The sequence below is a fragment of the Streptomyces sp. TM32 genome (assembly GCF_004122755.1).
Classification (GTDB): domain Bacteria; phylum Actinomycetota; class Actinomycetes; order Streptomycetales; family Streptomycetaceae; genus Streptomyces; species Streptomyces sioyaensis.
Genome location: NZ_SDIG01000049.1, coordinates 24250 through 36326 on the forward strand (window position 1 = coordinate 24250; position 12077 = coordinate 36326).

At 74.0% G+C, this 12077-nt stretch carries 7 protein-coding genes and 1 pseudogene; 3 read left to right on the forward strand and 5 right to left on the reverse strand.

Annotation, left to right across the window (positions count from 1 at the left end):
• Window positions 1–16 precede the first annotated feature (16 nt).
• On the reverse strand, window positions 17–2587 hold the full coding sequence (locus tag EST92_RS14150) for a glycoside hydrolase family 3 protein (RefSeq protein WP_129281285.1): 2571 nt from the start codon (window positions 2585–2587) through the stop codon (window positions 17–19).
• A 139-nt stretch (window positions 2588–2726) separates the two neighbouring features.
• Here EST92_RS14150 and EST92_RS14155 point away from each other — a divergent pair, with 139 nt between their 5' ends.
• On the forward strand, window positions 2727–3461 hold the full coding sequence (locus tag EST92_RS14155) for a TetR/AcrR family transcriptional regulator (RefSeq protein WP_129281286.1): 735 nt from the start codon (window positions 2727–2729) through the stop codon (window positions 3459–3461).
• A gap of 39 nt (window positions 3462–3500) precedes the next feature.
• Here EST92_RS14155 and EST92_RS14160 read toward each other — a convergent pair whose 3' ends face one another.
• Complete coding sequence (locus tag EST92_RS14160; protein WP_129281287.1) at window positions 3501–3938, reverse strand: glyoxalase; 438 nt, start codon at window positions 3936–3938, stop codon at window positions 3501–3503.
• 259 nt (window positions 3939–4197) lie between these two features.
• On the opposite strand from EST92_RS14160, the gene EST92_RS14165 reads away from it, so the two are divergent.
• Window positions 4198–5472 carry a pyroglutamyl peptidase gene (locus EST92_RS14165; RefSeq protein ID WP_129281288.1) on the forward strand — a complete coding sequence of 425 codons (1275 nt, stop codon included), beginning with the start codon at window positions 4198–4200 and terminating at the stop codon, window positions 5470–5472.
• 99 nt (window positions 5473–5571) lie between these two features.
• A complete protein-coding gene (locus tag EST92_RS32715) occupies window positions 5572–6972 on the forward strand; it encodes a nitrilase-related carbon-nitrogen hydrolase (RefSeq protein ID WP_129281289.1) in 1401 nt (466 codons plus the stop codon).
• Window positions 6973–7167: 195 nt separating this feature from the next.
• Here the strand turns inward: EST92_RS32715 and EST92_RS14175 are convergent, their stop codons facing one another.
• From EST92_RS14175 to EST92_RS14190, 3 genes and pseudogenes are all read right to left on the reverse strand, one after another.
• Window positions 7168–8103, reverse strand: coding sequence for a ribokinase (locus tag EST92_RS14175; protein WP_129281290.1), 936 nt, complete (start codon window positions 8101–8103; stop codon window positions 7168–7170).
• Between the two features lie 86 nt (window positions 8104–8189).
• Window positions 8190–10228 (reverse strand): annotated as a pseudogene (locus EST92_RS32180) (substrate-binding domain-containing protein).
• 28 nt (window positions 10229–10256) lie between these two features.
• Window positions 10257–11981: a sugar ABC transporter ATP-binding protein gene (locus EST92_RS14190; protein ID WP_129281292.1), complete on the reverse strand. Its 1725-nt coding sequence runs from the start codon at window positions 11979–11981 to the stop codon at window positions 10257–10259.
• Window positions 11982–12077: the final 96 nt, after the last annotated feature.

Below are 12077 nucleotides of genomic sequence, written 5' to 3' on the forward strand. Positions count from 1 at the left end.
CCCGTTCCCGGGCCGGTCAGCCGACGGTGACCTCCGCCGTCAGCCGGCGGTCCTCGACGCTGTGCGCGGCCTCGACGCGGTAGACGCCCTTGACCCGGCGCCAGCCGTCGTCCTCGCTCCGCTGCGCTCCGCCTCCGCTCACTGCCGAGCCTTCGGAAGCGGACCTCCAGACCTCGAACGCCCGGTCCGGCAGCGGGATCTCGGCCTCGGCGCTCTCGCCCGGGGCCGCCTCGACGACGGCGAAGCCGGCCAGCCAGCGGTCCGGGCGCTCCGGAGCGTCCGGGACGGCGTCCGCAGTGGGCGCCAGATAGATCTGGATGACCTCGCGCCCGTGCCGGTCACCGACGTTGCGGACCCGCACCCGCACCGAGTCGGGGGTCGTGTCCAGCGACTCGTACTCCCAGTCGGTGTAGCCCAGGCCGTGCCCGAAGGGGTAGGCGGGCGCGGTGGCGGAGCGCTGCCAGGCGCGGTAGCCGATGAACACCCCTTCGGAGTAGAGAAGTTGGCCGTCCGTCGGGGTGACGGTGGTGACCGGGGCGTCGGCCAGCCGGGCCGGCCAGGTGGTGGGGAGCCGGCCGCCCGGCTCCTGGGCGCCGAGCAGGACATCGGCCAGCGCCGCGCCGGCCTCCTGGCCGGGGAACCAGCTCAGCAGCACGGCCGGGACCTGCGTGCGCCACGGCAGCTCCACCGGAGAGCCGGCGTTGACGACCACGACGGTGTGCGGGTTGGCGGCGGCGACCCGGCTGACCAGCTCGTCCTGGCGGCCCGGCAGCCGCAGGTCGCGGCGGTCGAAGCCCTCGGACTCGACCTCTTCGGTGGTGGCGACGACGACGATCGCGACATCGGCGTCGGCCGCGGCGCGGACCGCCTCCTCGATCCGCTCGTCCGCATCGGGCCGCGGCGGGTGGTGGCCGAGGGCGAAGCGCAGCCCGTCCAGCCCCTCGCCCAACTCCGGGCCGTCCGGCAGGAACCGCAGGGTCACCTCGGTACGCTCGCCCGCCGTCAGCTCCGCCGTCACCCGCCGCTCGACGGGGTTCAGGAACGCCTCGAAGGGGTCGTTGCCCTCCGGCGCGCAGCGGCCGTCGAAGAGGACCGAACCGCCGACGGTCAGCCGCAGTGCGCCGGTGCCGGAGACGGCGAAGGTGTGGCTGCCGCCGCACTCCGGGAGGTAGCTGCCGGTCAGCTCGACGGCGTGCAGATTCTGCCGGGTGACGCCCCGCGGGAGGCGGCCCATGACCTGCACCGTGCCGTCCAACTGCGCTGTCTTGGCGAGGAGTTGGCCGTCGGCGGCAAGGTACCGGGCGCAGAGCGTGAAGCCGTCGCGGGCGGACGGCACCCGGGTGCGCGCGTCGCTGCCGGCCGCGAAGGTGACCTCGACACCGTCGGGCAGCGCGGCACGCAGCCCCTCCAATGGGGATACCACCGCCTCGGGGAAGACGGTCGCGGACCCGCCGCCGAGCACCCTGGCGTCCCGCGCGGCCGCCCCGATGACCGCGACCCTGCGCAGGCCCGGACCATCGAGCGGCAGCGCCCGCCGCCCCCCGCCCACGGGCTCGTTGCGCAGCAGGACGCAGCCGCGCCGGGCGAGGTCGCGGGCCACCGCCCGGCCGTCGATCCCCCGGGGGAGGGCGGAGGGGTCCACCGCGGCCGGCACCCCGTCCAGACACCCCGTGCGAGCCGCGAGCAGCAGCACCCGGCGCACCGCGTCGTCCACCTCCGACTCCGCCACCTCACCCGCACGGACGACCTCGGCCAACGGCGCGCCGTAGACCGTACGGGGGCCGGGCATCGCCACATCGAGGCCACCGCGCAGGGCCCGCACGGTGTCGCGGGCGGCCGTCCAGTCGGAGACGTTGCAGCCGTCGAAGCCCCATTCGCCGCGCAGCACGCCCTGCACCAGCGCGCGGTGCTCGGTCATGGTCGAGCCGTTGACCTGGTTGTAGGCGGTCATCACGGCCCAGGGGCGGGCGTTTTCGACGAGGTGCTCGAAGGGCGCGAGGTAGAGCTCGCGCAGCGGGCGCGGGGCGATCCGGTTGTCGACGGTGAGCCGGTCGGTCTCGGCGTCGTTGCCGACGAAGTGCTTGACCGTCGCGCCGACGCCGCCCTCCTGCACCCCGCGGACGTATCCGGCGCCGATCACGCCGGTGAGCAGCGGGTCCTCCGAATAGCACTCGAAGTGGCGGCCGCCCAGCGGGGAGCGGTGCAGATTGACGGTCGGCGCCAGGAGGACGTGCACGCCCTTGCGGCGGGCCTCCTGCGCGAGGAGGTGGCCGGCCCGGCGGGCGAGTTCGGGGTCCCAGGTGGCGGCCAGCGCCGTGGGGCCGGGCAGGGCCACCGAGGGGTCCCCGGCGTTCCACTCCTGGCCCCGCACGCCGACCGGGCCGTCCGACATCACCAGCGACCGCAGCCCGATCGCCGGGACGGCCGGCAGCGTCCACATGTCCTGGCCGGACAGCAGCCGGACCTTGGTGTCGAGGTCGAGCGCAGCGAGCGCCCGCTCCACCGCCGCGGTGTGGTCCTGTGCACGGTCACGGGCGGAAAGGCCGGCGGCAACACCGGCGGGCCCGTGGGTCTGGTCATCGGTCATGCAGCTCTCCGGTGTTCCCTGGGTGGTCGTGCGTTCCCCTGTCCGGATTCTGACCCGGTCACCAGGCACCCGGTAAGGACCGTTACTTTCCCGATACATCAGCCGTACGGGATCTCCACGCGAGGGATACGCTCGGCCGGTGACTGCACGAGACCAGGGCGGATCCCGCGACGGCGGACCGGGCGCGACACGGGCCGGTGGCGGCGGCCGGGAGGCCCGTCGCGCGGAGCGGCGGGAGACCATCCTGCAGGCGGCGATGGAGCTCATCGCGGAACGCGGCTACCGCCGCACCTCGCTCGCCGCCGTCGCCGAGCGCGCCGGGCTGTCCCAGCAGGGGCTGCTGCACCACTTCCCGACGAAGGAACTGCTGCTGGTCGGCGTGCTGGAGGCGCGCGACCGCTGGGACCTGGCCTCGGCCGCCGCGGCGTCCGGCAGCCGCCGCACCGGCACCCTGGCCGCGCTCGTCGACTACAACGCCACCCGCCCCGGCATCGTCCGTACGTACACCGTGCTGTCCGCCGACAGCGTCACCGAGGACCACCCCGCCCGCGCCTTCTTCGAATCCCGGTTCCGCTTCGTACGCGCCGCACTGGCCGAGGCGCTGCGGGCGGAGTGCGGCGACACCCTGCCCGGCGGCCTGACGCCCGAGCGGGCGGCGCCGCTGCTGGTCGCCGTGATGGACGGCCTCCAGCTGCAATGGCTGCTGGATCCGCAGGAGGTGGACATGCCGGCCGCGTTCCGGGACTTCCTCGCGCTGCTCGGGCTCGGGGAGGAGCGGGGCGGCGGAGCGGGTGGGGAACAGGGCCCCGGCGGGCGGGGTGGCGAGCAGGCTGACGGGCCGGGTGGGGAAGAGGCCGACGGGCCCGGTGGCTAGCGGCTCGGCTGCGTCGCCTTCACCGGTCTCGGCCCGGGCTCACCCCGGGTGCTGGTCGTCCTGCGAATCGTGCAAGGAGGGGGCGTAGGAGATCCCGACGATCAACCCCTCCGCCGTGAGAAGTCTGGCCACCGTCTGGCCCCACGGCTCGGTGCGGGCCTGGTGCACCAGCTCGAAGCCCGCGCGCTGAAGCTCGGCGCCGGCGACTGTGACGGCTTCCGCGTTCGCCACCTCGAACTCGATCGATGCCTGCGGGACCACCCGGTCCGCGGGCCACTGAGCCGTTCCGAAGCATGCCTCTGCTGCCTGCGAGAGCGGCCACAGGCCGAAGTGCTTGCTGCCGGGGACGCTTCCGCTGGAGTAGTAGCCCTCGCCTTCCCCCTCCAGGGGGAGACCAAGAGCCTCGATGAACAGCTTGCGGCTCAGCGGCGGGTCGGCGACGACCACCGCCACGCTCGTGAGGAAGAGAACGTCCATGCCGGTGGTTTCACCTCCTGCTGCGACGGGACTGCGAAGGCCGGAGATCCGGCCTCGTCGGCACCGCTTCGAGCGGCCGGATCCCGCTCAACCTATCCGCCTGCTCCCCAAGGGCCGAGACGCCCGCGCCAACACCGCTCTGAGTCACCCGATCGGGCTGGTGGCGAGCCGGAGCGGGGCTGACGGAGTCGCGCCGCTTCCGCAGCCGGGCACCGCGGGCCTCTACCGCCCCGCCCCGGGCGGCGCTTTACTCGCCCCCATGAGACGCATACGTACCAGGATGGGCGCGCTCGGAGTCGCGCTGCTGGCCGCCGTCCCGCTGTCGCTGACGGCACCGGCCCACGCCGCCACCGCGCCGGACAGCACGGTCGAGGAGGGCCGGCTGACGCAGGCCGCGCCGCAGGAGATCCTGCGGCGCAGCGGATTCGACGCCTGGGCCGGGGAGTTCGCGGCCGGGCTGGCGCGGGTGACGACGTACCCGGAGGCCAAGCACTATGTCGCGGACGAGGGGCGGGCGCTGTGGCGGCGCGCCGTGGACCGGGCCCAGGGGCGCGGGCCGGACGGCGGCGATCTGAGCCGGGACGACGACCGGCCGCTGTACTGGGCACGGCTGGGCATGACCAGCCAACTACGGGCGTGGCGGCCGGGCTTCCCGCTGACCGGGGCCCGACGCGCCGCTCTCCTCGACGCGCTGGAGCGGGGCTCGCGCGGACAGGATTCGATCGACCTGCCGGCCGGACCGCACGTGCTGCGGATCGTGGTGACCGGATTCGACCCCTTCCAGCTGGACGACGACGCCCGCCGGAGCAATCCGTCGGGGGCGGCGGCGCTGGCCCTGGACGGGACCACCGTACGGACCGCCTCGGGTGAACCGGCCCGCATCGAGACCGCGGTCTTCCCTGTGCGCTGGGCCGACTTCGCGCAGGGCACGGTGGAACGCACCCTGCTGCCGCACTTCCGCAGCGGGCCGCGGCAGGCCGACCTGTTCACCACCATCAGCCAGGGACGGCCCGGCCGGTTCGACGTCGAGCGGACCAACGGGGCCTGGCGGGGCGGCTATCCGGACAATGCGCGGGCAGAGCGCACCGGGACCGTGCCGATTCCGGCGGGGGTGCCGACCGTACGGCCGCAGCCGCAGTGGACGGGCACCAGCCTGCCGTACGCACGGATCGTGGCGGCCGACACCGGCCCCTACCCCGTGGTCGACCACACCGCCGTCACGGAGATCCCGGCGGGCGGCACCACGCCCGTGGTGCGGCCGGACGGGCCGACCGCGGGATCCACGGCCCGTGCGGGCGGCGGCGGGGACTACCTGTCCAACGAGATCGCCTACCGGGCGACGCTGCTGCGGGACGCGGTGCGGCCGGCGCTGCCGGGCGGGCATCTGCACACCCCGGTGCTGGAGTTCGGCCCCGCCAACACGGACCCGTCCGGGCCGGTCACCGACCAGGACTTCGTCCGCAACCGGCTCGCGATCACCGGGCAGGTGCGGGCGATCCTGACGGTGGCGGCGTCCGGGGCCGCACGCCGGTAGCCCCGGGGGACGGGCCGGCCGGTCCCAGCACGGCGCGGCGGGCGGGCCGGTTGTCCACAGGCGCGCCCGCTCCGCGCCGTCGCGGGGCATCATGGGCGAATGATCATTGCTGCCGCACAATTCCCCTCCGTCCCGGGCGACATCGAGGCCAATGCCGCACGGATGGCCGCGCTCGTCGGCGAGGCCGCCGAGCGCGGCGCCGGTCTGGTGGCGTTCTCCGAACTCGCCCTGACGCACTACGACCTGCGCCTGATGGCCGCCGATCCGGTGGGGATGACGGTCACCGAGGACGATGCCCGGCTGGCGCCCGTACGCGAGGCCTGCCGGGCGGCCGGGATCGCGGCGGTGGTGAATGCGGCCGGCCGGGCCCGCGAAGGTACGGCCGGGCCGACCATCTCCTCGTTCGTCCTGGGGCCGGACGGTGCGCTGCTCACCCGCTATGACAAGCGCCATCTGTCCGGGGAGGAGCGCAAGCTCTTCACACCGGGCGGCGCGGACGGCCGCTTCATGCTCGGCGGGATCCGGTTCGCGCTCGCCACCTGCCTGGACAGCAGCTTCCCCGAGGTGCCGGCGCGAGCCGCGGCGGACGGCTGCGGGGTGTATCTCGCCAGCGCCTTCCACGACTCGGCGGGGCGCGTGGAGCAGTACGCGGGGCTGGCCCGGGACAGCGGACTGCAGGTGCTGCTGGCCAACGGCACCGGCATCGGCAGCTGCGGCCCGGCGTGCGGCCTCAGCGGCGGCTGGCTGCCGACCGGCGAACGGGTGGCGTCGGCCGCGGAGTGGAGCGGGCCGGTCCAGGGCGACGGTGCGGAGCTGGTGCTGAGCGATGCCCGCGACCGCATCACACTGATGGCGGACCCGGCCATCGCCGCGATACCCGTCAAGGAGTGCGACGAGCCGCTGGTGGACCTCCGGACCGCGGCGCCCGCGCTGACGGTGGCCGAAGACCGGCACGACGCCCGGGGAGACTTCGCGCACCTGCGCCAGGGAGTGCTGCAACGGCTGCTGGCGGCCCAGGAGTTGCTGCCGGACGGACTGCGGCTGCAGATCGTCGAGGGCTACCGGCCCCCGGCACTGCAGCGCCGCTACTTCGAGGAGTACGCCGAGGAGCTGCGCGCCGCCTTCCCGGAACGGCCGGCGCAGCGCCTCCACCAGGACGCGAGCCGGTATGTGTCGCCCCCTGAGACAGCCCCGCACAGCGCGGGCGGTGCGGTGGATCTCACCCTGGTCACCGCGGACGGCGACGAGGTCGACATGGGGACACCGATCAATGCCTCCCCCGAGGAGAGCGACGGCGCCTGCTACACGGGCGCGCGGGGACTGTCCCCCTCCGCCCGCACCCACCGCCGGGTACTGACCGCCGCCCTCACCGCAGCGGGCCTGGTCAACTACCCGACGGAGTGGTGGCACTGGTCCTACGGCGACCGCTACTGGGCACTGGCGACCGGCGCGGACCATGCGCTGTACGGGACGAAGGAGCTGGAGCCGGACGGGGAGTGAGGTCCGGCCGGGCCGACGGGTCCCGTTGCGGCCCCCGGCCCTGGCCAGGCCCACGGCCACGGGTCCCGGCCGACCGCCCCAGGCCCGTGGCGGAGGCACGAAGGCACCCGCACGACGGCGCCCGCACGAAGGCCGGTGCAGCGTCGGCGCGGAAGGCACCGCGGCGCCGGTACGGCCGCCGGCTCCGCACCGGTGTCAGCCCTGCGACGGCTCCTCGGGTGCCGTCGCCGCCACTTCCGCCAGCTCCGCCGGCGTCGGATAGGACGGCTGGGCGCCCGGCTTGGTGACGGCGGCGGCGCCGACCCGTACGGCGAAGCGCGCCGCCTCGGGCAGGGCGTCACCGCGGGCCAGGCGGGTGGCGAGGGCGCCGGTGAAGGCGTCGCCGGCGCCGGTGGTGTCCACCGCCTTGACCCGCACCCCCGGGATGTCTTCACTGCCCGAGGCGTCCAGGACCAGCGCACCGTCGCCGCCGAGGGTGACCACGACGGAGCGGGCGCCCTGCTCACGGAGCGCCCGCGCCCACTCGGCGGGGCTGCCGTCGGCGCGCCCGGACAGCTGCCGCGCCTCGTGCTCGTTGACCACCAACGGGTCGGCGACCGCCAGGAGTTCGGGGGCCAGGGCCGCCTCGGGTGCCGGAGAGGGGTTGAGGACGACGCGGGTGCCGGCCCGCTCCGCGGCCGCGGCAGCGGCCCGTACCGACTCCATGGGAATCTCCAGCTGGAGGGAGACCACCGAGGCGGCGGCGATGGTGTCCTGCGCGGCGGCCACGTCCTGAGGGGAGAGGGCGGCATTGGCGCCGGGCGAGACCACGATGCTGTTGTCGCCGTCCGGGTCGACGATGATCATCGCGGTGCCGCTGCGGGCCACGTCGTCCACGATGACCGGGGCGACATCGGTGCCCGCCGCGCGCTGCGCGGCCAGCAGCATCTCGCCGAAGGCATCGCCGCCGACCCGCGCCAGCAGTGCGGTGCGCCCGCCGATCCGGGCCGCGGCGGCCGCTTGGTTGGCGCCCTTCCCGCCGGCCGATTCGACCAGGTCCGTACCGAGCACGGTCTCGCCCGTGCCGGGCCGCCGCTCGACCCGTACCGTCAGGTCCGCGTTGGCCGAGCCGACCACCAGGACGTCATACATGCACCGCTCTCCCACTTCTTCTCCTTCGTCGTTGGCGGCGGCCCGCCTCTGTCGTTGTCGGCGTGGCCGGCCGCCGGGCCGCGCGCTCAGCCGCCGAACGTCGCGGCGTTCTTCCCCGTCACCAGCACCACCGGCACCCTGACCGACCGCGGCAGCTTCTCACCGCGGGCGGCCTTCAGCGCCCAGTCCACGGCCTGTTTGCCGAGGAGTTCGGGCTGCTGGGCGACGGTCGCGGTCAGCGTGCCGCCGCGGACCGCCTTGACGCCGTCCGGAGTGCCGTCGAACGCCACCACCTTGACGTCCTTGCCGGAGCGGCCGCCCAGCGCCTTGGACGCGCCCAGTGCCATCTCGTCGTTGGCGGCGAACACCCCGCCGATGTCGTGGTGCGCCTGGAGCATGTTGGACATCACGTCCATGCCCTTGGTGCGGTCGAAGTCCGCGGGCTGCCGGGCGACGACCTGGATGCCGGGGTACTTCTTGATGCCTTCCTCGAAGCCCTGGCCGCGCTCCCGGGCGGCGGAGGTACCGGCCTGGCCCTCCAGGAAGGCCACCTTTCCCTTGCCGCCGAGCGAGTCGGCCAGCGTCTTCGCGGCGAGCCGGCCGCCCGCGACGTTGTCGGAGGCGATGGTCGAGCCGACCGTGCCGCCGTTGACACCGCGGTCGATGGAAATCACCGGCACCTTCGCCCGGTTGGCGACGCCGACGGCCGGGACGGCGGCGTCGGAGTCGACCGGGTTGATGATGGCCGCCTTGACGTTCTGGCTGGTGAACGTCTCCATCTGGTTGATCTGCTGGGTGGGGTCGTTCTGGGCGTCGGTGATGTTGAGGTGCAGACCGCGGGCGTCCGCCTCGGCCTGCGCGCCCTTCTTGATGCCGACGAAGAAGGGGTTGTTCATCGTGGACAGTGCCAGCCCCAGGTCGGTGTTGCCCCCGCGGTCGCAGCCGGTCAGGGCCAGGGCGGCGGCCGCGGCCAGCGCGGCCACCAGCGACACCGTCCTCCGCGCCGCCGTGGTACGGGCCTTGGGCCGGGCGCCCGTACGGGACGTGGGCAAGGCATCCATACGAGCCGTGGGCCGAGCATCCGTCCGGGAACTCAACCGGGTCGCCGTCCTCCGCGCCGTCCTCCGCGCCATCCGGGCTACCGTCCGCCCCGCCGTCATCGCGCGCTCCGGCGGCGCAGCGTGTCCAGGAGCACCGCCAGCGCGATGACCAGCCCGGTGGCCACCTGCTGCCAGAACGCCGAGACGCTCAGCAGATTGAGTCCGTTGCGCAGGACGGCCAGGATCAGGGCGCCGATCAGCGTGCCGGAAGCCTTGCCGGAGCCGCCGGAGAGGCTGGCCCCGCCGATCACCACGGCGGCGATGGCGTCCAGCTCATAGCCGGTGGCGGCCTGCGGCTGGGCCGAGGTGAGCCGGGCCGCGAGCACGATGCCGGCGACCGCCGCGAACAGGCCGGACAGCGCGTAGATCACGAGCTTGCGGCGCTTGACGTTGATACCGGAGAGCCGGGCCGCCTCCTCGTTGCCGCCGATCGCAAACATCGCACGGCCGGAGTACGTACGGGCCAGGATCAGTGCGGCGACCAGTCCCATCACGATCATGACGAGGACCGGCACCGGCAGCCACCCGCCGAGCGTGTCACCGAGCGCGGCGACCGTATCGGGGAAGGCGATCGGCGAACCTCCGGAGATGACCAGGGCCAGGCCCCGCCCGACCGAGAGCATCGCCAACGTGGCGATGAAGGCGGGCAGTTTGCCGTAGGCGACCAGCGCCCCGGAGACCAGACCCGAGGCCGCACCGACCACCAGGCCGAGGAGCACGGCCGTCCAGACCGGCAGGCCCTCACCGGTGGCCGCCCAGGCCACCACCGTCGCGGAGAGCGCGGCGACCGAACCGACGGACAGATCGATACCGGCCGAGACGATCACGAAGGTGACGCCGAACGCGAGGATCGCGGTGACCGACGCCTGGACGCCGACATTGAGCAGGTTCTGACCGTTGAGGAAGTCCCTGGACAGCACGGCCATCACCACGACCAGCGCGATCAGACCGCCGAGCGGGCCGTTCCTGAGGACCGCCCGGCTCAGCCACGCCGCCAGGCCGTCCCGGTCCGGTGCCCGTACCACCGCCTCGGCGGCGGCTCCTGTCTTCACCTCAGTGGACATCGGAGCCCTCCATCGCGCTCTCGTCGTGGTGCTTCGTGCTCGGGTGATCCGGCGCCTGGAGCGCCAGCTCCATCACGGCGTCCTGCGTGGCCGCTTCGACCGGCAGCTCACCGGCCAGCCGGCCCTGTGACATCACCAGCACCCGGTCGCTCATGCCGAGCACCTCGGGCAGATCGCTGGAGATCATCAACACCGCCCGCCCGGACGCCGTCAGTTCGTTGATGAGCTGGTAGATCTCGACCTTCGCGCCGACGTCGATGCCGCGGGTCGGTTCGTCGAGGATCAGCAGCCTGGCGTCCGTCAGCAGCCATTTGCCGATGACGATCTTCTGCTGGTTGCCGCCGGAGAGGGTGCGCGCGTGCTGCCCCAGACCGCTCATCCGGACCCGCAACCGCTCGGCGACGGCGGCCGCTTCGCGCCGCTGGGCGCCCCGGTCCACCAGCCCGCCGCGGGTGTCGCGGTCGAGCCGGGCGAGGGTGAGGTTGTCCTGGAGCGACGCGTCGAGGACCAGGCCCTGGCCCTTGCGGTCCTCCGGTACGAGGCCGAGCCCGGCGCGCATCGCGGCACGTACATCGCCGCGGGCCAGCTCCTTGCCGTCGATCTCGACCGTACCGGCGTCGTAGCGGTCCACGCCGAAGATCGCCCGTACGACCTCGGTGCGCCCCGCGCCGACCAGCCCGGCCAGGCCCACGACTTCACCGGCCCGCACCTCGAAGTCGATGCCTTCGAAGACCGGCCCGGCCGCGGCGCCGTGCCGGGTCAGCCCGCGGACGCGGAGCAAGGGCGCGCCGGGTGCGTCCGGGCGCTGCCTCGGGTACTGCTCGGCGATGTCCCGGCCCACCATCAGCCGGATCAGCTCGTCCTGGTCGGTGGCGGCCGGCACCTCCCGCACCGAGCGGCCGTCGCGCAGGACCGTGACCCGGTCGCCGAGGGCGCCGATCTCCTCCAGGTGGTGGGTGATGAAGATGATGCCGACGCCGGCGTCGCGCAGCTCACGGACGATCTCGAAGAGGGTCTCGACCTCTTCGGAGGTCAGCACCGCGGTCGGCTCGTCCATGATCAGAACACGGGCGTCCAGGCTGAGCGCCTTGGCGATCTCGACCATCTGGAGGCGGGCGATGCCCAGTTCGCGGACCGGGGTGTCCGGGGACACGTCCAGCCGTACGCGGCGCAGCAGCTCGGCGGCGCGCGCCCGCATCGCCTTCCTGTCGACCAGCCCGAGCCGGGTGCGCGGCTGGCGGCCCAGGAAGATGTTCTCGGCGACGGTCATCCCCGGGACGAGGTTGAACTCCTGGTAGATGGTGGCGATGCCGAGCCGCTCGGCGTCCTGCGCGGAACGGATGTGCACCTCGTGCAGGCCGTCATGGAGACCGCCGTGCAGACCTTCGTGCGTGCCGTCCTGACCGGTGGCCCGCCCGCTGCCTTGGCCGGGGGCCTGCCCGGTGGCCTGTCCTCTGCCTTGGCCGGGGGACTGCTCGCCGTCGTGCCGACCGGCCGCGAGGATGCGGCCCGCGTCGGGGCGGTGGGCGCCGGAGAGCATCTTGATGAGGGTGCTCTTGCCCGCGCCGTTCTCGCCGAGCAGGACGTGTACTTCACCGGCGCGCAGGGTCAGGTCCACGCCGTCCAGCGCGCGCACGCCCGGGAACGACTTCGTCACCCCCTCCACGCGCAGCAGTTCGCGGCCGCCCGGTACGTCGTCATTGACGCCGGTCATGCGCTGCACCTCTCTTCCTGGGCTGGCTTGCTTGGTGTGGTGGGGGGTGGGTGACGAAGTCGTTCCCGGGCGTGCGCGCGCTGGACGGCGTGGACC

Bases quoted from the DNA above. Each gene is read 5' to 3' on its own strand.
- EST92_RS14150 (WP_129281285.1), bottom strand. From the start codon at position 2,587: ATGACCGATGACCAGACCCACGGGCCCGCCGGTGTTGCCGCCGGCCTT.
- EST92_RS14160 (WP_129281287.1), bottom strand. From the start codon at position 3,938: ATGGACGTTCTCTTCCTCACGAGCGTGGCGGTGGTCGTCGCCGACCCG.
- EST92_RS14165 (WP_129281288.1), top strand. From the start codon at position 4,198: ATGAGACGCATACGTACCAGGATGGGCGCGCTCGGAGTCGCGCTGCTG.
- EST92_RS32715 (WP_129281289.1), top strand. From the start codon at position 5,572: ATGATCATTGCTGCCGCACAATTCCCCTCCGTCCCGGGCGACATCGAG.
- EST92_RS14175 (WP_129281290.1), bottom strand. From the start codon at position 8,103: ATGTATGACGTCCTGGTGGTCGGCTCGGCCAACGCGGACCTGACGGTA.
- EST92_RS14190 (WP_129281292.1), bottom strand. From the start codon at position 11,981: ATGACCGGCGTCAATGACGACGTACCGGGCGGCCGCGAACTGCTGCGC.